This window comes from Streptomyces sp. NPDC014734 (assembly GCF_043083325.1).
Lineage (GTDB): Bacteria > Actinomycetota > Actinomycetes > Streptomycetales > Streptomycetaceae > Streptomyces.
This window is the reverse complement of the sequence record NZ_JBIBYN010000036.1, coordinates 54237-73017: the sequence shown is the minus strand read 5'-3', so window position 1 is coordinate 73017 and position 18781 is coordinate 54237. Positions and strand designations below refer to the sequence as shown.

The window sequence follows — 18781 nt, the reverse complement described above, 5'->3', positions numbered from 1 at the left end:
GCCCCGTGAACGACTCCACCCACACACGTTCAGCCCTCAACACCCCATCCATACAACGGAGATGCCCAGATCACGGCCTTCTGCAACACCCTTTACGGCCTGGGGAGCGACAGGGGGCCTGCTTCCGAGTGAGGCAGGTCCTGGACTGTCGTCGCGGCGACCGGTGCGTTCTCGATAGCTGCGGCACTGGGGCGGCTACCCCGCAGGTGTGTCGGAGGCGGGCTGGCTCGGGCTCTCCAGCAAGGTGGACAGGTATTCGGGGCGTTCTTCGACCACGAGGTGTCCGGCGTCGGAGACAACACCCAACTGGGCGCCGAGTGTGTTGTGCACTGCCGCGACGAGCCGCCTGGGCGGTAGGAAGACGTCGTGCTCGCCGGTGACGACAAGCCGGGGGATCGACCGCGCGGGCAGGACCGCGGCGCCGGGCGCCCCACTGGAGCGCGAGTTCCGGGCAACCAACGTCATCCAGGTCACCAGGTCCTCGCGGGGTTGGTGGCCGGGGGCGAGCATGGTGCGCAAGAGCCGGGCGCTGTGCGCCGGTGCGGGCCGCAGGAACCAGGCTGCCGAGGCGGCCAGCACTGCCGGGGTCAGCCTGAGCCCGGTCAGTCCGCCGGGCGAGACCAGGACAAGCCGGCTGATCCTGGGTGAGTCGGTGGACAGGGCTATGGCGGCACCGAAGGAGTGGCCCATCACCACTACCGGCTCGGACGAGATCTTCTCGATCACCTCGCTCAGCCATGCCCCGTACCAGGACAACCGGCCGCCGGAGAGTACGCGTTCGCCGGAGCTGAGACCGGGCTGACCGGGGACGTCGACCAGCAGGACCCGGCAGGCGGTGGCGACGAGGGACGTGGCCAGCGGTAGGGATGCGGCGGCGTTGAAGTTGGTGCCCGGGACGAACACGACGGTCGTAGCGCCGTCTCCGGCGACGACCACGTGAGTCTGTGTGCCGTTGGCGGTCACCGTCTTCCGTTTGTGCGGTACCGCCCATGCGTCGAGCTGGTCGAAGCACCAGCGCCGGACGAGCTCCCTGCCCGTTGTGCTGCGGTAGATCGAGTCCATCGGTCGAGTATCTTGCCTCGCCCCAGGCCGTGGCGTGGGAACGACCACACGGGTCGGCTGAGCTGCGACGCCTACTCGGGCCCGTGCGGCCTGTTCCCCTCCTGTCCTGTCCGGGTTCTCACGCACACTTCGGGGCGAGTTGCTCGAAGAGCTCGCCCCGAAGCGGGAAGCGGCCCGGGCCTCGGCGCTGCGTGAACGGCGCGGTGGAGAGCGGCGGCGGGCCGCCGGGGCCGGGCCCCGGCAGCGCCTGGTGTTCACCGACTGGCTTCTGGTCACGCCGGTGCATCTGCGGCTGAGCCTTCTCGCACGCGGTGCCGGCCCAGCTGTACGGGGTGGACCGCTCCACCGTCTCCGGAGCGATTCGCGAAGTCCGACGACTGCCGGCCGCCCGCGGCTTCGTGGTGCCCGACCATCCCGGACCGCGGCTGCGCACACGGGAGAACCTGTTCGCCTACGCCGAGACGCGTCTCGCGACTGCTGCCCCGGTCTCCGACCGCTCCGCCCGCAGGACCATCCGCCGAAAGACTAGTACTCGCCCGGCGCACCGCCTGCTGATCAACCATCAGCCGAACCGCCAGGCCAACACGTCCCGGCCTCAACCGCCCCCAAGGTCGTCAGGGCACATACTTTTCCCAGCGGGTCCAGCTGCCGCCCTCCAGCTGAGAGTAGATCCTCGTGCTTCCCGCGGTGACCGCGTACACCCGGTGCAGGCCGCTGGGGCGGATCTCGTAGGTGTCCATGGCGTGGGCCACCCCGTTGCTGACCCGGACAGGACCATTACTGGCGCGCGAAATGCGGTACACATAGGAATTCGGCGGGCTGATGAAGAAAACTTCGTCCCTGCTGCCGTCCTTGTTCCAGTCGGCATTCAGCGGTTTGCTTCCGCACACCACAGGAAGCATGTGTCCGAAAGCCTCGATCTGGCAGGCCAGAGCCTGCTGTGAAGACGGGCTGCGAGGTGTGGCCTGTGAGGGTGCTGCCGACATGACGGCCGTACCCATGATGCCCGCGGCCACCATAGCCAACTTGCGGAATTGCATCTGCATCCCTTGACCCTGTTACCTGCTCCGTTGATGGGCCAGTCGATCAGTGATTTCTTCTAACCTCCCAGGAACGGATTCTTGACCCACTTGGTCCAGAATTTCTCTTTCGGCTTTTCGGAGGTGTAGATCTGGGCGCGCGCATAGGCCAGCCGGTCTTGATCCTGGGAGTAGGTAAGGAAGACCCTCCGCCACTCCATGCACGCCTTGTCACCGATTGGCACCTGGAACACGGTCGGCGCGGTCTCGATCCTCGCGGCACCGCCCCGGGTGACGTACGCCTGGAGCTGGACTGTTGCCCGGCTCTTGTCCCCCGGGGTCGCGTCGCACAGTTGCAGAGTGATGTTCTCAAGGCGGTGCGCGCTCTCCCAGTCCGCGCTCCAATCCAAACGAATTCCGTCCTTGTTCGCGGACGGAAACTGTGAAGCGGCCAAGGCCGGCCCCGAAAGCACCGTCGCCGACGCGCTCAAGGCTGTGGCGATGACGGTGATCCACTTACCGGTGAGCCCGTTCATCCTCAATTCACTGCCCTTACCCCGAAGCTACCCGTAGCCCTACGTCCGGCTCCACGCACGATAGCAGCGGAGCGTTTTCGCGGTACAGGGCGCATTCGGGGTTCCGGTGCATTACGGCGTGCGCCCCGGCGTGGAGGGTTTCCACCCAGTCTTGAATGCGTCTGCGAGACCACTCCACGACCGCCGTCTCCAACGCGGACACGCGAGTACGACCCGATACGCTTCTTCACCTGGGAAGTACTTCTTTCCACGGAACGATCTGGACTCTCGACAAGTCCTGTCGCTCCAGGCAAGGGGCACTTCTCGCGTTTTTGATCAAGCATCGGGCAGACCACCTCATGAAAGCCCGGCTACTGATCTCCTCGTAAGTTCGGTGGGTGTGGTGGCCGTGAGGGTGGGAGGCTGTCGGGGTGGCTTATCAGCCTTCCCCTTTGACTGCCGGACCCTCCCTTCCTCCTTTGTCGCGGCCTCAGTTGGCGGAGGCACGTCGTGTTCGGCAGTTGAGTTGTTCGAGGACGGCGTCTCGAACGCGGAGATCGCGAGGGCGGTGGGGTGTGTGCCGAGAGTGCGCGGCGTTGGCGGCGGATGTGGGAGCAAGACGGTGTTGCGGCCCTGCGGCGACGGGCAGCCACCGGACGCCCGCCCAAGCTGGACAACACCCAGGCCGGGATGGTCCGGGCGGCGTTGGAGCAAGGTGCCCAGGCTCATGGTTTCGAAGCCGGCCCGCCCTTTCGGCCCTCGGCGTCGCGGTCATCGCCAGCCGGTGCGCAGCGGGCACCAGACGGTGCGAGTCGATCCGCCCCCACTGCTTCGACGTCTCCGTATGAATGGGGCCGTACCGGGAAAGCGCGGCTGCGCGCCGGAAAACTGTGAGGCGTGCCGGAAAACTGTGAGGCGTGCCGGAACCGCCCTTGATAAGGTCCCGACATGTTCCTGTGCACTGGTCCTGGCTGGTTCCTCAAGCCCCGCAACGCCGCCTGAGGGCTTTCCCGACAATCCCCGGCGGGCGCACGACGACAGCTACGGCGTCCCGTGGCGTTGTCGGAACATACGCATGCGTCCAGCATGCCGATGTTCCTCCGCCCTGCGATGCGCCACATCCGATGCCGCGCGTCGGTCCACCACGGATTGCGGGACAGTCCTCGGCGGCAAGCTGCGACCAGCATTCCGACAGCTTCGCCGCATTCCGGTATCACGCCGGTGCGGTGCTCAGCGCTGCCCGGCTCCGACGAAGACTCACACCGCGGAGCACATTTCATGAACGATCAGAACCACCACGCCCACAACACCCACGCGCACGTCGGCGATCTTCGCGAACTCCATCCTGCGGCCGAACCAGCCCTCGCGGCCGCCCCCGTCGAACTGACGCAGTGGGTCACTTCTCACTCCTCCCGGCTGGCCGGCCTGGGCCCCGGAGCAGACCCGGGAGCCTCTCTCCACGACTTGGAGCCGCTGAGCGACCTCGTCGGTGACGCGCGCGTGGTCGCCCTCGGCGAGAGCTCCCACCAGATCCGCGAGTTCGCCCTGATGCGCCACCGCATACTGCGTTTCCTCATCGAGCAGTTGGGCTTCACCGTCTACGCCATGGAGTACGGAGCCGCGGAGGGCCGCGCCGTGGACGCTTGGGTCCAGGGCGGGCCGGGGGACATCGACGACCTCCTCGCCCCGGCGGGCAGCGGCACTCGGCGCAGTGACGCCGATGCTGCGTCCGTCAAGAGTCTGGGGCAGCCCGTCGAGTGCAGGAACACCCTGCGGTGGCTGCGCCTCCACAACTCCGGCACCTCGCAGCCGATTCGTTTCGTCGGCTGCGACATTCCCATGGCAGGCGGCTCGCTCCGGCCCGTTCTGGAGCCGGTCGCCGCCTACCTGACCACCGTGGACCCGGGCGCGTTGCCTTTCCTGAATACCGCGCTGGAGATTTCCGAGCCGATCGCGGGCGGGACGGTCATGGTGCCGACTTACGCCAGGCTCGGCCTGGACGGGGCGGTGCAGGACCGCCTCACCACCGCGCTCGCACGGCTGCTCGGCCGCTTCACCGACCTGCGTGAGATCTATACCGAGAGAGGCGGCGCCGAGGCGTACGCGACCTCGTTGTCGGATGTGCGTGCGGCGGTGACGACCGACCGGATGCAGCGGGCCATGGCCGAGGCGTTCGCGGGCACACCCGACGGTCCGAACCTGGCGGCCCGGGAACGCTATCTGGCCGACACTCTGCTGGAGTTCCTGGACCGGGCCAAGCCCGGCACTCGCGTCGTACTCGTCGGCCACAACGCCCACATCCAGCGTTCGGCCAACCAGGCCCAGGGCGCACTGGCGGTGACGACCATGGGAAACCTGCTCTCCCGGGCGCTCGGCGAGAACTACGTTTCCCTCGCGCTGACCGGAAACGGCGGTGAGACGGTGGAAAACGTGCCCGACCAGGGCCATCCGCTCGGGATGCGCTGGGGACGGGCCGCCACCCCCGAAGCGTTGCCGGACAGTGTCGAGGCGCTGTTCGCGGGCGTGTCCGGGCAACCGGCCCTGGTGAACGCGCGGGCGCTGCGCGAGTACGCGCGACGTCACGCCTTGCCGGAGCCGGTTCGCACCCGGGTGGACACCGCGTTCATCGAGATACCCGTCCTGGAGGCGTTCGACGGAATCATCTGCGTCCCGGACACCACCCTGAGCGCCGACCTACCGCGGTAGGCGGCGAGCTGAGCAAGGGCCACGGACAAGGCGGACCGTGCTGCGAACGTCGCGGACGGTCCGCCTCACCCGTGTGTCCCGAGAGCAGGAGGGCGGCGCTGATCCGCCAGGATGCGAGTCTCGAAGTCGTGTCCGCTGCGGAGAGCAAGGCATCCTTCCGATGGCCGATGGCCGATGGCCGATGGCCCGTGGGCACGGCGTGGCGGACCGCAGTGACACGCGAGTACCCGGCCCTCGCATGGGGTGACGACACCCTCAAGCAACCAGCCGACCGGCTCAACGGCTCACCGCGCTGAGGGAGTCGAGGTCAAGTGCGGGGCCGAGCATCCAGAAACCGTTGGAGGGATGCCGTCATGCTCGTGATGAAGGAGGAGCGGATCCGGTCGGGAACCAGGTCCAGGGAGAGATACGGGTTGAGGTCCTCCAACTCGATGAGGAGCAGCCCGCCTTCCTGGGTGCGGCAGGCGTCCACGCGCTGGATGCCGTGATCGAGGGTGTTCCAGTCGATGAAGCGCCGGGAGAATTCGAGGTCGGCCTCGGAGGGTTCATAGGGCTTGAGGTCCCAACGCCGCTCGGGATCGGGGGCATGAAGGGCGTACTGAAAGGAATCGTCGATGTAGTAGAAGGAGACCTCGTAGCGGAACTCGATACGTGGCTGGACCAGGACGTCACCGTACGCAACATCGTTCAGCTGATTTCGAGATATGAAGGTCAGGCCGATGGAGTCCGCACCCGCCTTGGGCTTGACCGCGTACTCGTCGGCCTCGGGCAGTCCGCTCAGGTCGCCCGGGTGGTCGATGGTGGGGATGACCGGGTATCCGGCGGCGGTCAGGTCCAACAGGTACTGCTTGCCGGCCATGTCGCCCCTGCCGGACAACGGGTTGTAGACCCGGATTCCGCGGGCTGTGGCCCGCTCCCGAAACGCCTCGTACTCCCTCTGGTAGTGCAGCACGGGCCCGCTGTTGCGGACCACCACCACGTCGAAGGAGTCCATGAGCGCAGTGGCGTCCAGCGGGTGGCACAGGGCGATGTCGAAGTCTCTCCGCAGCCAGGAGGACAGGAAGATGTCCTCCTGGCAGTAGTGACGTCCTTGGGCCCGGTAGGCGAGGTCGGTCACGAACAGTACTCTGCGGCGGTTGGGCATCAGGGCTCTCCCGAGTCGGTCGGTGCCGCCAACATACCCAGTCCACGTGACACGGCCTCGGCAGCCGTGCAGCTGCGTACCGTGAGCGGAGGACCGTCGCCGCGCACCACGTTTGGTCGTCCGTGCCGTCCCGGCCGGGAATTCTCCTCTGTCACCGCGTGCTGTCGTGGCATCCTGCGCGGAGTGTGAGTGGGCTCGGAGCGGCAGGACCTCGTGGGCTACGACTTCGAGCGGCTCGGTCTGCCGGAGCCGGCGGCTACTGCCCGGGCTCGGTGGAAGGCGTGCTGCGGGTCCGGTCTGCCGTGCGATCACCTCTCTGCTTGCGACGAGCTCTACGGGGACCTACTGGGACCTTGCCGAACCGCCCGGCTTCGCCTCAACATGTCGGGCATGGACGTCTGCCGACGCGGAATGCGGCAGACGGGCACGACCGGCCAGGCGGAAGCACAGCCCTTCCTCTCCTGCCCACAGCGCAATCGGGCCGACCCGGGAAGAACCGGGTGAGATCCCGGTCGGTCAGATCTATGTGAACAGGCAGAGTTCCTGCCACACGCCGTCCACGCGGCCCGCGGCCGTCCGGCTGGCTTCGGGTTCATGGGCTGCCAGCTCCGCCGCGATGCCCTGGGCCAGGCTCAATGCTGTCGCCATCGACTGCAGTCCTCCCACCCCTTCGGTCGGCACCAGCAGGACATGGTCGGCGTGTTCGGCCGCGGGGGACTGGCCGGTGTCGGTGACGGCGAAGGTGGGGACGCCTGACCGCCGCGCGATACGCAGGGCATCGACGGTCTGCCGGTAGTGCTGCCAGAAGCTCCAGCCGATCACGCAGTCCTCCGGGCCGAGTCCTGCCAGCGCCATGGCCAGGTGGGGGCCGCCACCGCGGTCCTCGTACACGATCGGCAGCCCCCGGCTCGCGGCGATGTCGGCGAGTGCGGCGGCGGGAGCCCCGTGGGTTCCGGCACCCACTACCAGTGTGCGACGGGCCGAACGGACCGTCCTCACCAATTCGTTCACCGTTTCCATGTCGAGAGTGTGCTCAAGGGTGGTGAGGTTCTGCCGGTCCTTGGCCAAGGCATCGGCGAGCAGGCTGCCGCCGAGACCTGACGGGCCCACTGGATCGAATCGATGGGCGAGGTGGGTTTCCCTCAGCACCGCCTGGAACTGGGGCCAGCCGGGATACCCCAGACTCTGGGCGAAGCGCACCACCGTGGCGCCGTTGACCTCAGCGCGTTCGGCCACCTCGGCTGCCGTGGCGTATGAACAGAATGCCGGTTGCGCCGCCAGAACCGTCTGGACGCGCACCGCTTTCGGCCCCACCTGCACGTGTGCGGTGAGCTCCGTGAGCCACCCTTCGACTGTGCTGATTCGTTCGGTCATGCCGCCATTCTGACAATAGAGAGGTGCATGCACGGTCGTGTGCGCAAGGCATTGAATGCATGAAGAAGTGCACCTATGCTTCGGTCGAGCGCCGCCCCACGTCTCCTCGCGGCACGGCGCCACGTCTTGCCGCCGCAGCTCGAACACCTCTTGCCCGCACCGTCCGTCGCGCGTCCGCGAAGGGACCTAGGAGTCACCCATGCCCAACCGCGTCCCCGCCTCCGCCCCACCCCGCTCCGCCGACCTGCTCGCCCGCATCGAACGCATCCCTGTCTCCAGGCCGCACTACCGGCTGGCCGCCATGGGCGGCCTGGGCATCGCCTTCGACGGCATGGACGGCTCGCTGGTTTCCTACCTTCTGCCGTCGGTCACTCCGCTGTGGCATCTGGAGGGCTGGCAGACCGGACTGCTCGGCAGCTCCCTGCTGATCGGCGTGATGATCGGCGCGCTGGGCGCCGGACTGGTCGCGGACCGCTTCGGCCGCCGGCGTCTCATGATGTATGCCCTGGCGCTCTACAGCACCGCCACCGCCGTGGCCGCGTTCGCACCGAGCTGGGAGTTCTTCTTCGTCGCCCGGATCGTTGCCGGGATCGGCGTGGGTGCCGAAGCCGCGGTCATCCCCGCCTACGTGGCGGAATTCGTGCCCGGCCGGGTACGGGGGGTCTTCGTGGGCTCCGTCTCCGGATTCTTCTCCCTGGGCTACTTGGCCGCCGCGCTGCTGGGCGTATCCCTGGTCTCCGGGGTCGACCACGGCTGGCGAATCGCCCAACTGGTCACAGCGGCACCGGTATTGATGCTGCTGTGGTGGCGGCGCACGCTTCCGGAGTCCCCGCGCTGGCTGATCCAGCAAGGACGGCTCGCCGAGGCCGAGCACGTCATCTCCGCGCTGGAGACGGAGGCCGTCCGGGCCACCGGAAAGCCACTGCCGACCGCCGAGGAAGCGGACCCTGCTGCCTCGCCCGCCGCCCCGCCGGCCGTGCCCGCCAAGGACAGCTGGTTCCAGGGATTCGTCCGGCTCTGGCGCGGAGGCATGGCACGGCGCACCGCGGTGGTGTGGCTGATGTGGATCAGCGTCACCTTCTCCTACTACGGCTTCTTCACCTGGATCCCGTCCCTGCTCGTCGCGCAGGGCATGACGATGACCAAGAGCTTCACCTTCACCCTGCTGATGGTCCTCGCCCAGATGCCCGGCTACTACTCCGCGTCTTTCCTCGGAGAACGACTGGACCGCACCCGCACCATCGCCGCCTACCTGGCCGGTGCCGCGGTCGCGGCCTGGCTGCTGTCCCAGGCGGCCGGGGACGGCGCGGTCCTGACCTGCGGCATCCTGCTCTCGTTCTTCATGAACGGTGTCTACGCGGTGCTCTACGCCTACACCTCCGAGATCTATCCGACCGCAATCCGGGTCACCGGCAGCGGGACGGCTTCGGCGTTCGGCCGCATCGGCGGTATCGCCGCCCCGATCATCATCGGCGTCCTCCACACCGGACTCGGCTTCGGCGGCGTATTCACCATGATCATGTTCGTGCTGGCCGCAGGCGCCGTCACCGTGCTCTTCCTCGGCGTCAGCACACGCGGTCGAACCCTGGAAGACCTGGAACAGCCGCAGGCACCGGACCGCCCCGGCCCGGAACCCGCGGGCCGGACGGAACCCGAAGCGACCCGGCGCGACCCGGCCGCCCGCACCCCCGACACGACCCCCCACGACAAGGAACCGACCCCGTGACCCCTCTCCTCATCACCAATGCCACCGTTCTCGACGCCCGGCGGGGAACAGTGACACCGCGTCTGTCGGTCCTGGTACGGGGCGGCCTCATCGAAGAGATCACCGACTCGGTGGCTTGCCCACCGCACACCGAAGTGATCAACGCCCGGGGCCGGGTCCTGATGCCCGGGCTGATCGACTCACACGTCCACGCCACCCAGTTCTCCGGGGACTTCACGGAAATCACCGCGGCCTCCCCCTACTACAGGGCCGCGCGCACGGCACAGGTCCTGCATCAGATGCTGCTGCGCGGATTCACCACCGTCAGAGACCTGGGCGGCGCCGACCACGGTGTCGCACGGGCCGTCGAGGAAGGGCTCTTCCCCGGCCCACGGGTGCTGTTCGGAGGCCCGATCATCGCGCCCACCGGCGGTCACGCGCTGACCCGGATCTGCGACGGCGAGACCGAACTGCGCCGCGCGATCCGAGAACAGACGGCCGTCGGCGCGCACCACGTGAAACTCACCTTGAGCGGCGGAGTCATCTCCTCCATGAAGATCGACTCCTTGGCCTACTCCGTAGCGGAGATATCGGCCGCCGTGGACGAAGCGGCGCTGGCCGGCCGCTACGTCGCAGGCCACGCATACACAGCAGCCGCCGTCAACCGGGCCCTGGAATGTGGCGTGCGCACCATCGAGCACGGCAACCTGATCGACGAGTCCAGCATCGACCTCTTCCGGCAGCACGATGCGTACTACGTGCCCACTCTGGCCACCTACTTCGCCCTCGCCGCATCCGACGGCCTGTCAAAGGACGCGCGTCGCAAAGTCCAGGAGGTGACCGAAGCAGGACTACAGGCTCTGGCACTTGCTGACAAGGCGGGAATTCGTATTGCCTACGGAACGGATCTCCACGGTCGGCACCACGACCAGCAGCTCACCGAGTTCACTCTGCGGGCCAAGGTGCAGCAGCCGGCCGACATCGTGCGGGCCGCCACCGTCGCCGGAGCGGAACTCTGCGGTCTCACCGGGAAGGTGGGGGAGATCGTACCGGGCGCGCGGGCCGACCTGCTGCTGGTCGACGGCAACCCACTTGAGGACGTGGGAGTCCTGGCCGATCCGTCCCGACACCTCAAGCTCATCCTGCAGGGCGGCGCTGTCGTTCACCGCGACATCTGAGCCGCAGGCTCCGGAGCGTCGAGGGCCGCCCCCGCACCGGCCGGCCGCACGGCGAGCAGTCCCGCCCCCCCCGGTGAACCCGGGCGGTCTCGCCGTGCGGGCTCGGCAAGTCGCCCCTGGCCGAGCCGCCGTGAAGTCCGCGGTCACTGATAGTCGGGGCGTTGCCGCTGAGCCGTCGCGGAGTTCGAGCGGTGCCCGAACCTGAGCCCGCTGAGCGGGATACCGCGCTCGCCCGGCTGCTGGCACGGGACGAACGGGTGGTGGAGGCTGTCGGCCTGATCCGATCATGTACCGGACACGGCGCCGCCACGGGCCTCGCCGGACTGCTGATCCGGCAGAACGGCTGCGCGGGGCTCCCCGGCGGCGTCGGAAGTTATGCGGCCGGTGCGTCCAGTGCCGCTCCGGCTGCTGCGACATCTGCCGTGAGCCGAAGGTGTTCGGCTGCCAGACCCCCGGCGGCATGGCCGACCTCTTCACCATCCCCGCCGACCGTGTCCACCGCGTGCCCGAGAAGATGTCGGACATCCAGGCGGCCCTCGTCGAACCACTCGCCACCCTCAAGGCCAGATCGTCGTCGGCGCCGGAGCCCCCGGCATCACCCCGATCCGGCTGGACCTCGTCCAGGACCGCGAGATCCGGATCGAGGGCACCCTCATGTACACCGCGGACGGCTACCGGACCTCGATCGACCTGATCACCTGCGGTGCCGTCGACGCCGAGACGATCGTCACCGCAACCTTCCCTCTGGAAGAGGCGGGCAGGGCCTTCGTCACCTCGCTGCGTCCGGAGCACGTGAAGGTGCTCATCACCCTGGCGGCAGCCTGAGAGGGCCGTCGCGCCGCCAACCCGAACCCACCCGGCCGGGCATACCCGTGAAAGAATTCCGCAATGATCGTCGTCGCCGGTGAGGCACTGATCGACCTGGTACCCGGAACCGTCGGGAACTCCCTGGCACCGCTGCTGCCCGCCCGCGGCGGCGGGCCGTACAACACCGCCGTCGCGCTGGCCCGTCTCGGCTCCACCACCGCCTTCTGCTCACGCATCTCGACGGATGCCTTCGGCACCTCGCTGGTCGACCGGCTGCGCGAGGAGAAGGTGGACCTCGACCTGGTGCAGCGGGGCCCGGAACCCACCACACTGGCTGTCGCCTCCGTCGACGGAGACGGCTCGGCCGCGTACACCTTCTACTGCCAGGGCACTGCCGACCGTCTCTTCGCCCTGCCCGGGCCGCTGCCCGCACAGACACGGGCGGTCTCGTTCGGCACCTGCTCACTCGTCCTGGAGCCCGGGGCGAGCACCTATGAGCGGCTGCTGCGCCGCGAGGCACGGCTCGGGCGGTTCATCGCCCTCGACCCCAACATCCGCCCCGGCCTCATCCCGGACCCAGAGGCCCACCGAGCCCGCTTCCACCGTCTGCTGCCGTTCGTCTCGCTCCTCAAACTCAGCGACGAGGACGCGCACTGGCTCGGATACGACATCTCCGGCTGGATGGCCGCCGGCCCCTCCGCCGTCGTAGTCACGCGGGGAGGGGACGGCCTGACAGTCCACACGGGCAGCGGTGACGTGCCCTCGGTGCCGGGCGAGCCCGTCCGGATCGTCGACACCATCGGTGCGGGCGACACCGTCAACGCGGCGCTCCTGCACGCACTGTCCGAACGGGACCTGCTGTCCGCCGACGCCCTCGCCGGACTGTCCGCCGACACCTGGCGGCAGGTGCTGGGCTTCGCCGCCCGAGCCGCCGCGATCACCTGCTCCCGGGCGGGAGCCGAACCGCCCCGCGCACACGAGCTCCCGTCCCCGACGGCCTGCGGACCCGCTTGACACCGGCCCCAGAAGCCGAAGACACAGAGCTCGGTGATCAGGCCGCCGCGCGAACGCCCGAGGCCGTGGGCATCCGGCTCGACGGTGATGCCGCCGCTCGACCGAGCCGTCGTCTCGTCGGCGCCGTCGGCTGCCCGCACGGCGTCGCGTCCTCACCGCTCGAAGCCGAGTTCGACCCCGCGTGCCTCCAGGCGTGCGATGACACGGGCGTTGTCGAAGGCCGTCAGAACCGGATGCGGGCTGCCCCGTCTCCAAGCCATGCGGTAGTAGGTGAGCTTCTGCAGCGAGGCGATGTCCTCCAACGGCGCCAGGTCGACGACGGGAGTGAGCGTGCCGTCGTGGCACCCGTCCAGCGAGATGTCTTCCAGGTCGAGCCCGGCCAGGGGCCGCAGATCCACGACCGGGCACGACTCCAGCGTGAGGCGGCGCAGCGAGCCGAGCCCGGCAAGCGGTCCGAGGCCGATTTCCAGGTTCCCGCCCTCGACGGTCAGCTCGCGCAGCCGGCCGCACCGGGCCAGCGGGGAGAGGTCCGAGACCTGGCACAGTTCCAGTTGGAGCACCTCCAGATTCGGCAGGGCGCCCGCGATGCCCTCCAGGCTCATCACGTCGAACTCGTCGCCCTCGCCGTCCCAGTAACGCCAGATCAGGGATATCGCCGTGGACGAGGTGTGCCAGGAAAGGGATCGCACCCCGGCCAGCTGCGCAGCCGTGACCGGGAGGGCGAGCAGGTCCTCGGCCACCTCCTCGCGGTACTCGTAGTCCCGGTCGTCGTTCCCCGGATCGCACTCGTGGACGCCGTCCGCCGGGCGTTCGTAGGGCGGCAGGACCTTGGACTCCAGCAGCCCGCTCAGCACCGCCAGGCGCAGGGGGACGTCGGGCACGGACAGCGGCGAAAGGCGGGTGGCACTCATAAACGGGACCCCAACTTCCCGCACCCGCCTCACCGGGAAGTCATCAGCATGCCGAAGAAGAAGCTGATCGCCGCGGACACGGTCCAAGGCGCTCAGCATCCCTTCGATCCGCTCTCACCGGAGCGTCGCAGAGAGCGCCCGGGGCACGCGCACGGCCCGCATGGGCAGGCCCGGGCATTACGCCGACCCCATACGATCCGGTTCTCACGCGGCCGGCAGGCCGCCGCGCTTGAGGAGCGGTATGACCTGGTCCCTCACTGCCGGAGCGAGCCGGACATCCGGCTCGTCGCCGTTGATCCACAGCATGTCCGCCAGTTCGGCCGCCGGCTGCGGAGATCCGCTGATTCCCGCTGTGAAGACCGTCATCCGCATGGGCACCTTCTCCAGCGCGGCCGTGGCTTCGATGACGGCCAGGAACCGCGGTTCGACCGGGCGGACCCCGAGTTCCTCGTCGAGTTCCCGCGCCAGCGCCTCGGCCGGCGTCTCACCCGGATCAGGCTTCCCACCCGGAAGGTAGAACACATCGGGTGCCGCCTTCTTGCTCACGACCAGTAGCCGCCCCTGCTCTACGACAGCCGCGGCCACGACGACCAGGTGATCCTCCTGGCGGAGGCCCGGTCCAGTACCCGTCACACTTTGTTGCTCCATGCACGCGATTCTCGCAGCCGAGTCGGCGAACGCGTCACGGGCACCGGACCGGAGGCCTCTTTGGACGGGGGCGGCCTCGGCCCGGTGGTGGGGCTTCGGAACCGCAGCGGCGCCGGTACGGCCGTAGGTCAGTGGCTGAAACGCCGGAGAGACGCGTGCTCGCCCTCAAGCTCCGCCGCTGGGGGCGGGTACGTTGTCGGTGCCGACTGCGATGATGTCCCCATGATCGATACATCCGCTCCGTTGCCGTCCTCGTCCGCTGAGGCCGGCGCCGTTGCCGCGCAGGCAGCCGCCGCGTACTACACCGACGGGGCCATGCCGTTCGGGGATGACGAGTACGACGTGTTGGTGCGGGTGATCGCGGCCTACGATGAGGCGCACCTGGATGAGGTGCTGCCGGAGTCCCTCCGGGGAAGGCCGTCGGCGGCGCCGGTCGTGGGCGACGTACCGCACAGTGTGCCGATGCCATCGCTGGACAATGTCTTCTCGGCCGAGGAGCTGGACGCCTGGGCTGCCGGGCTGGAGCGCCGTCCGGACCGCCCTGTGGCCAGCTGGTGTATGGAGCCGAAGCTGGACGGCCTGACGGTGGCCGCACGCCACCGCGCCGGGCGTCTGCACCAGCTGATCACCCGTGGCGACGGCCTGGCCGGCGAGGACACCAGCCACGCCGCCGACGCCGTGCTGGGCCTGCCACTGGGTGCCGACACCACCGCCACCACCGTCACCAGCCCGGCGCACTGTGCCGGCAACGACGAGGTCCGGCAGCGGGTCGAGGAGAGCGCCGCCCCGCGCGCGGCGCTGCCGTTCGGTATCGGTCGTTAGGAGGGTGGATGTGAGCGAGCTCGGTAAGGCGAATGGCCAGGCACGGTCGGAGGAGAAGGCGGACGCGTCCGAGAGCCCGCAGACTCGTTCTCGCCTGCGCGGCCTGCTCCGGCTGGTGGGTGTCTGTGTCGTGATCATCCTGCCGGTGAACGCCTTCGTGGCTCGCCCGTTCGCGGTGCCGTCGAGCTCGATGGAGAACACTCTGCGACCGGGCGACCGCCTGATCGTGAACAAGCTGGCGTACGCCTTCGACGGCCACCCCCAACGCGGGGACGTGGTGGTCTTCGACGGGAGGGGCTACTTTGTGCGAGGGGCGGCCAAGCGGACCGATGTCTTGGAGGGACTGCGTTCGCTGGGGCGGGACTTGGGTCTGACATCGGCCGGGGGCACGATCTACTTCATGCGCGTCATAGGCGTCGGCGGGGACCGAGTGACCAGCACCGGCCCGGGCGGGCGAATCACTGTCAACGGCGTGCCGATCGACGAGTCCTCCTACCTGGCCGAAGGTGACGAACCGTCGAACGTGGCCTTCGACGTGGTGGTGCCGGATGGAAAGCTGTGGGTGATGGGGGACCATCGCAGCGCCTCCCACGATTCGCGTGACCACCTGGGCGATCCTGGCGGTGGCTTCGTGCCCGAGCGCCGGGTCATCGGACGGGCGGAGTGGGTGGCCTACCCGTTCGGGCACTGGACCAGCCTGGACCGGCCGGCGGCGTTCGCCGCGATAGCGGGGACGGATGGTCACGGGGACCAGAGGTAGAAGCCGGCCGGCAGACCGGCTCGCCGCGGGTTCCTCGCACGGTCGTGCCGGCACGGCCAGCCCGGCTGCGCCGAGACCACGCGGTCGAGCCGAACGCTGACGCGCCCGCCCGCAGGGCGGCCCGTCGCCGCAGGCGTTCCCTCCCGCGCGATTTCCCGCTGATCGTCGTGGGGGCGCTGATGGTGGCGCTGGTGATGAAGATCTTCATGGCGTCGTGATCAAGGCGGACACCGCGGTCGACCAGCGGGATGTTGGTTCCGGTTCGCGCGCGCCGCGGTGCGCCCCGTCGCCAGCAGGGATTCCAGTCCTCAGCGCGGGTCCTTGCGCATATAGCGATGCCAGCCCTGTCGGCTCATCTGCGCTGGAGACCTTTGGGCCGGCCACCAGTCGCTCCCAACACCCGAGGTCATCTGACGGCGGACTTCTGGCGGCCTCACGGTGGCGTCTCTATCACCTCACGAGCACACCGGGCGAACTTCTCCCTGCTCACTTCCACCGCGTCAACTGCGTCTTCAAGGCCGGTGAGATCCCCATCATCCGACAGCTCCCCTTCGCATATCCCGTTGAGCACCCTCTCGAGGCACGTCCGCAGGGACCGCACGTCCGACCACACGTTCACGGCCTCCGCGGCCACGGCTTCCGGCCCCATCAGATCGAGCCGCGCCTGTGCCCTGTAGAGCGCGTCTACCGCAGTACCGAGCTCCTCGACGGCCGCGCGCAACACAGCGGTCGGAGGCGGGGCGTCCCGGGCGGAGACCAGTACACCGTCCTGGTGAGCGACTCGGTGCAGCACGCTGTCGACCGGCTCCGCCGCCTCCATGAATGCGAGGTACGCCTCCAGGCGCTCACTCCGCAGCGCCCGACCGTGTTCGACCGCCCCCTGGTCACCCGCCTGCCGCCGAGCGGCCGTATACGTCAGCCACGAGGTGCACAGAGCGCCGACGACGCCTACTCCGGCCCCGGCCAGGGCCGCCCATCCTTCATCCATGCAGTCCATCCTTCTGCGGTATGCCACCGCGCGAGACCTTTTCCCCAGATCTGCGCGCCTCCTAGACTCAGGGAAACTGACTACATGTCACACGCGGACGACCACAGGCCATGACTTGGAGGACGGACAAGTGGCCGCAGCATTACAGCCCCCATCGGGCGATCCGGTGGAGGATTCGGCAGAGCGGTTCGCCTTCGAGTTACGGGCCCTCCGCAACTCCGCGGGCGGGCCGACGTACCGGCAGATGGCCGCGCGTACGGGCCAGTCGCCCAGTGCCCTGTCCAACGCCGCGAAGGGCAGACAGCTGCCGCCCCTCGAAGTCGCCTTGGCCTACGCCGAAGCCTGCGACGGCGACCGCACGGAATGGGAACGACGGTGGCGAGCGGCGAAGGCCGGGCTCGGCACGGCACCGACACCGAGACGGCGGTGGCCGGTCGTTGCCGCCGCCGGTACCGCCGGGTTCGCATTGGCGGTCGCCGTAGCGGTTCTTGTGAGTCGGCTCGCGTACGAGCCGCCGCCGTCGGACGCTGCCGACCGCTCTCCCCGCTTCTTCGCCAACGATGACGCCTTCAATCAGCGGCATCCGCGTCCCCACCTGGCGCCCGACTCTGCGCAGATGGTCGCCGACCTGCTCGCCCTGGGCCGGGTGGAGCTGTACACAGGCAAGGCCGGCTCCCCGGTGTACCGAGCCACCTCAAGCACCCCGACCTACGAAGTCACCCCGCGCAAGCACGTCGGGCAATGGGGGCCCAACCCCTTCGAGGACGTCGGCTTTCCCTGGGACGCATCGTGGAAGGAACCGCCACCAGAACGCCAATGGACGGTGGTGATCACACCGGACGGGCGGTCGGTGGAGTGCTGGCGGGCCGAGGTACAGGACGGCAGGCCGAGCTGTGAATGGGGAGCCGTGTCCGACACCCGCGGCTCATCGGTCTCCGTCAAGGGACAGGCCACGGGCAGCGGCCTGTCCCGCCTCGCCGGAATGATCACCCGCGCGGACTGGAAGGCCGGCCGCATCGATCACGCCCTGAGCTTCGGCACCCCAGACAACAACGGCCAGTTCGTCTTCCCGGCGGTTGGAAGCGATGGCCCGGAACAAGGCCGCTGGCGCGAAGGGCAGTGCATCTGGCTGGACCGCGCGTACGACATCGACGCCGACACCTCGCTCAAGCCGTACGAGCGGATGATCGCGAAGGCACTGCAGGAGTACGGCGCGTTCAACGTCAAGAACTCCGGGAAGTTCAGCTTCACGTCCGAGTACGGATCGAAGCTGCCAGGCACCAACGGCGACGCCTACGCGCCCCTCACCCACATCAAGTTCGCGAAGTATCTGCGTGTCGGGACGATCGCGCCTGCGTCGTGAGAGGTTGCAGTGCTCGGCGTCGTTCGGCGGGGCGGCTGGCTCGGCCACCAGGTACGGGGCAGCCCTGCCGAAGACAGGCCGGGACGGGGTGTGCCGCTGGGAACTCGGCAGGAAACCCGACCGGCCCGCGAAACTGGTGATCGCCGACGTGCTCTCATGGGCCGCGCGGGCCGGCCCCCGCCCGGCACAACCGGCGGAACGCAGGTCAGCCGCAAGTCGCTGCTGGCCGACGTCGTAAACCTCACGGCCCGCAGCGGGCGACTGGCCGCGTGCATCACCCGGCTCGAACGGCGTCTGTCCGAGGTCCTGGGCCAGACGGCTCGGGGAAGCCTCCGGCCTCGGCGCCCCGCCGATGTCGAGACACTCACCCGCCAGATCGCCGAGTTGGAGCGGCAGATCCTCGACCTCCGCGCCGCACTCGCCGAACGGGACGAGAACCTCGTCGCCGCCCGTGCCGCGAACCGCGAGTTCATGGCCCATGGCCCAGATCAACGCCCCGCGCATGCGCTGACCGCACCAGCCCTGACGGGCTTTGGCTTCGTGAAGACTCAAAGTGGTGGCTGAACACAGGCACCCGCCTGGCTGGTTCTCGCGAAGTCCCGACTGGACTGACCGGCGCTCAGTACGGTGCGAACCATGGCGAAGCGAGGGGCGAAGCTCGACAAGTCCACCCCTCCGCAGACGGTATCGCCAAGCGGGTCCAGCCCGCGCAGCCCGGACAGGGCGCCATGCGCGGACTCTGTCGGACAGCGCGGAGGTACAGCG

The 18781-nt window shown here is 68.8% G+C and carries 18 protein-coding genes; 10 read left to right on the top strand and 8 right to left on the bottom strand.

What is annotated here, in order from left to right; translation table 11 throughout:
* Window positions 1-195: 195 nt before the first annotated feature.
* The 3 genes from ACF1CT_RS35370 to ACF1CT_RS35360 form a co-directional block, all read right to left on the bottom strand.
* Entirely contained in the window at window positions 196-1062 is an 867-nt protein-coding gene (locus ACF1CT_RS35370; RefSeq protein ID WP_391788119.1) for an alpha/beta fold hydrolase, read from the bottom strand.
* 614 nt (window positions 1063-1676) lie between these two features.
* Window positions 1677-2108: a hypothetical protein gene (locus tag ACF1CT_RS35365; protein WP_391788118.1), complete on the bottom strand. Its 432-nt coding sequence runs from the start codon at window positions 2106-2108 to the stop codon at window positions 1677-1679.
* Window positions 2109-2161: 53 nt separating this feature from the next.
* On the bottom strand, window positions 2162-2617 hold the full coding sequence (locus ACF1CT_RS35360; RefSeq protein WP_391788117.1) for a hypothetical protein: 456 nt from the start codon (window positions 2615-2617) through the stop codon (window positions 2162-2164).
* 1257 nt (window positions 2618-3874) lie between these two features.
* Here ACF1CT_RS35360 and ACF1CT_RS35355 point away from each other — a divergent pair.
* Window positions 3875-5302 carry an erythromycin esterase family protein gene (locus ACF1CT_RS35355; RefSeq protein WP_391788116.1) on the top strand — a complete coding sequence of 476 codons (1428 nt, stop codon included), beginning with the start codon at window positions 3875-3877 and terminating at the stop codon, window positions 5300-5302.
* Between the two features lie 307 nt (window positions 5303-5609).
* Here ACF1CT_RS35355 and ACF1CT_RS35350 read toward each other — a convergent pair whose 3' ends face one another.
* Entirely contained in the window at window positions 5610-6446 is an 837-nt protein-coding gene (locus ACF1CT_RS35350; RefSeq protein ID WP_391788115.1) for a hypothetical protein, read from the bottom strand.
* A 522-nt stretch (window positions 6447-6968) separates the two neighbouring features.
* Entirely contained in the window at window positions 6969-7820 is an 852-nt protein-coding gene (locus ACF1CT_RS35345) for a MurR/RpiR family transcriptional regulator (protein ID WP_391788114.1), read from the bottom strand.
* A 199-nt stretch (window positions 7821-8019) separates the two neighbouring features.
* Between ACF1CT_RS35345 and ACF1CT_RS35340 the strand changes: the two genes are divergently transcribed.
* The 4 genes from ACF1CT_RS35340 to ACF1CT_RS35325 all read left to right on the top strand — a co-directional run bounded on the left by ACF1CT_RS35340 (window position 8020) and on the right by ACF1CT_RS35325 (window position 12524).
* Window positions 8020-9546: an MFS transporter gene (locus ACF1CT_RS35340; protein ID WP_391788113.1), complete on the top strand. Its 1527-nt coding sequence runs from the start codon at window positions 8020-8022 to the stop codon at window positions 9544-9546.
* Complete coding sequence (locus ACF1CT_RS35335; protein ID WP_391788112.1) at window positions 9543-10703, top strand: amidohydrolase family protein; 1161 nt, start codon at window positions 9543-9545, stop codon at window positions 10701-10703. The genes ACF1CT_RS35340 and ACF1CT_RS35335 overlap by 4 nt, the downstream gene beginning before the upstream one ends.
* Before the next feature lie 654 nt (window positions 10704-11357).
* On the top strand, window positions 11358-11528 hold the full coding sequence (locus tag ACF1CT_RS35330) for a hypothetical protein (RefSeq protein WP_391788111.1): 171 nt from the start codon (window positions 11358-11360) through the stop codon (window positions 11526-11528).
* Between the two features lie 63 nt (window positions 11529-11591).
* Window positions 11592-12524: a carbohydrate kinase gene (locus ACF1CT_RS35325; protein WP_391788110.1), complete on the top strand. Its 933-nt coding sequence runs from the start codon at window positions 11592-11594 to the stop codon at window positions 12522-12524.
* A 152-nt stretch (window positions 12525-12676) separates the two neighbouring features.
* Here the strand turns inward: ACF1CT_RS35325 and ACF1CT_RS35320 are convergent, their stop codons facing one another.
* Window positions 12677-13435, bottom strand: a complete 759-nt coding sequence (locus ACF1CT_RS35320) for a DUF6892 domain-containing protein (protein ID WP_391788109.1) — start codon at window positions 13433-13435, stop codon at window positions 12677-12679.
* A gap of 204 nt (window positions 13436-13639) precedes the next feature.
* Window positions 13640-14083, bottom strand: coding sequence for an NUDIX domain-containing protein (locus ACF1CT_RS35315; protein ID WP_391788108.1), 444 nt, complete (start codon window positions 14081-14083; stop codon window positions 13640-13642).
* A gap of 222 nt (window positions 14084-14305) precedes the next feature.
* On the opposite strand from ACF1CT_RS35315, the gene ACF1CT_RS35310 reads away from it, so the two are divergent.
* From ACF1CT_RS35310 to ACF1CT_RS35300, 3 genes are read left to right on the top strand one after another with little or no spacing between them, the layout of a single operon-like run.
* Window positions 14306-14905, top strand: coding sequence for a hypothetical protein (locus ACF1CT_RS35310; RefSeq protein ID WP_391788107.1), 600 nt, complete (start codon window positions 14306-14308; stop codon window positions 14903-14905).
* 10 nt (window positions 14906-14915) lie between these two features.
* The gene (gene lepB / locus ACF1CT_RS35305; RefSeq protein ID WP_391788106.1) at window positions 14916-15665 is read left to right on the top strand and encodes a signal peptidase I; all 750 of its coding nucleotides are present in this window, start codon (window positions 14916-14918) and stop codon (window positions 15663-15665) included.
* A gap of 44 nt (window positions 15666-15709) precedes the next feature.
* Complete coding sequence (locus ACF1CT_RS35300) at window positions 15710-15883, top strand: hypothetical protein (protein WP_391788105.1); 174 nt, start codon at window positions 15710-15712, stop codon at window positions 15881-15883.
* 215 nt (window positions 15884-16098) lie between these two features.
* On the opposite strand, the gene ACF1CT_RS35295 is transcribed toward ACF1CT_RS35300, so the two are convergent.
* Window positions 16099-16653 carry a hypothetical protein gene (locus ACF1CT_RS35295; RefSeq protein ID WP_391788104.1) on the bottom strand — a complete coding sequence of 185 codons (555 nt, stop codon included), beginning with the start codon at window positions 16651-16653 and terminating at the stop codon, window positions 16099-16101.
* 115 nt (window positions 16654-16768) lie between these two features.
* Here ACF1CT_RS35295 and ACF1CT_RS35290 point away from each other — a divergent pair, with 115 nt between their 5' ends.
* Window positions 16769-18016 carry a helix-turn-helix domain-containing protein gene (locus ACF1CT_RS35290; protein ID WP_391788103.1) on the top strand — a complete coding sequence of 416 codons (1248 nt, stop codon included), beginning with the start codon at window positions 16769-16771 and terminating at the stop codon, window positions 18014-18016.
* 156 nt (window positions 18017-18172) lie between these two features.
* Window positions 18173-18580 carry a hypothetical protein gene (locus ACF1CT_RS35285; protein ID WP_391788102.1) on the top strand — a complete coding sequence of 136 codons (408 nt, stop codon included), beginning with the start codon at window positions 18173-18175 and terminating at the stop codon, window positions 18578-18580.
* The last annotated feature ends 201 nt before the right edge of the window (window positions 18581-18781 follow it).

What these genes read in the sequence shown, in the direction of transcription:
- ACF1CT_RS35365 (WP_391788118.1), bottom strand. Translation starts at nt 2,108, where the DNA reads ATGCAGATGCAATTCCGCAAGTTGGCTATGGTGGCCGCGGGCATCATG.
- ACF1CT_RS35295 (WP_391788104.1), bottom strand. Translation starts at nt 16,653, where the DNA reads ATGGATGAAGGATGGGCGGCCCTGGCCGGGGCCGGAGTAGGCGTCGTC.
- ACF1CT_RS35325 (WP_391788110.1), top strand. Translation starts at nt 11,592, where the DNA reads ATGATCGTCGTCGCCGGTGAGGCACTGATCGACCTGGTACCCGGAACC.
- ACF1CT_RS35360 (WP_391788117.1), bottom strand. Translation starts at nt 2,617, where the DNA reads ATGAACGGGCTCACCGGTAAGTGGATCACCGTCATCGCCACAGCCTTG.
- ACF1CT_RS35350 (WP_391788115.1), bottom strand. Translation starts at nt 6,446, where the DNA reads ATGCCCAACCGCCGCAGAGTACTGTTCGTGACCGACCTCGCCTACCGG.
- ACF1CT_RS35285 (WP_391788102.1), top strand. Translation starts at nt 18,173, where the DNA reads ATGGGCCGCGCGGGCCGGCCCCCGCCCGGCACAACCGGCGGAACGCAG.
- ACF1CT_RS35370 (WP_391788119.1), bottom strand. Translation starts at nt 1,062, where the DNA reads ATGGACTCGATCTACCGCAGCACAACGGGCAGGGAGCTCGTCCGGCGC.
- ACF1CT_RS35345 (WP_391788114.1), bottom strand. Translation starts at nt 7,820, where the DNA reads ATGACCGAACGAATCAGCACAGTCGAAGGGTGGCTCACGGAGCTCACC.
- ACF1CT_RS35315 (WP_391788108.1), bottom strand. Translation starts at nt 14,083, where the DNA reads ATGGAGCAACAAAGTGTGACGGGTACTGGACCGGGCCTCCGCCAGGAG.
- ACF1CT_RS35340 (WP_391788113.1), top strand. Translation starts at nt 8,020, where the DNA reads ATGCCCAACCGCGTCCCCGCCTCCGCCCCACCCCGCTCCGCCGACCTG.
- ACF1CT_RS35320 (WP_391788109.1), bottom strand. Translation starts at nt 13,435, where the DNA reads ATGAGTGCCACCCGCCTTTCGCCGCTGTCCGTGCCCGACGTCCCCCTG.
- ACF1CT_RS35355 (WP_391788116.1), top strand. Translation starts at nt 3,875, where the DNA reads ATGAACGATCAGAACCACCACGCCCACAACACCCACGCGCACGTCGGC.
- ACF1CT_RS35310 (WP_391788107.1), top strand. Translation starts at nt 14,306, where the DNA reads ATGATCGATACATCCGCTCCGTTGCCGTCCTCGTCCGCTGAGGCCGGC.
- ACF1CT_RS35330 (WP_391788111.1), top strand. Translation starts at nt 11,358, where the DNA reads ATGTACACCGCGGACGGCTACCGGACCTCGATCGACCTGATCACCTGC.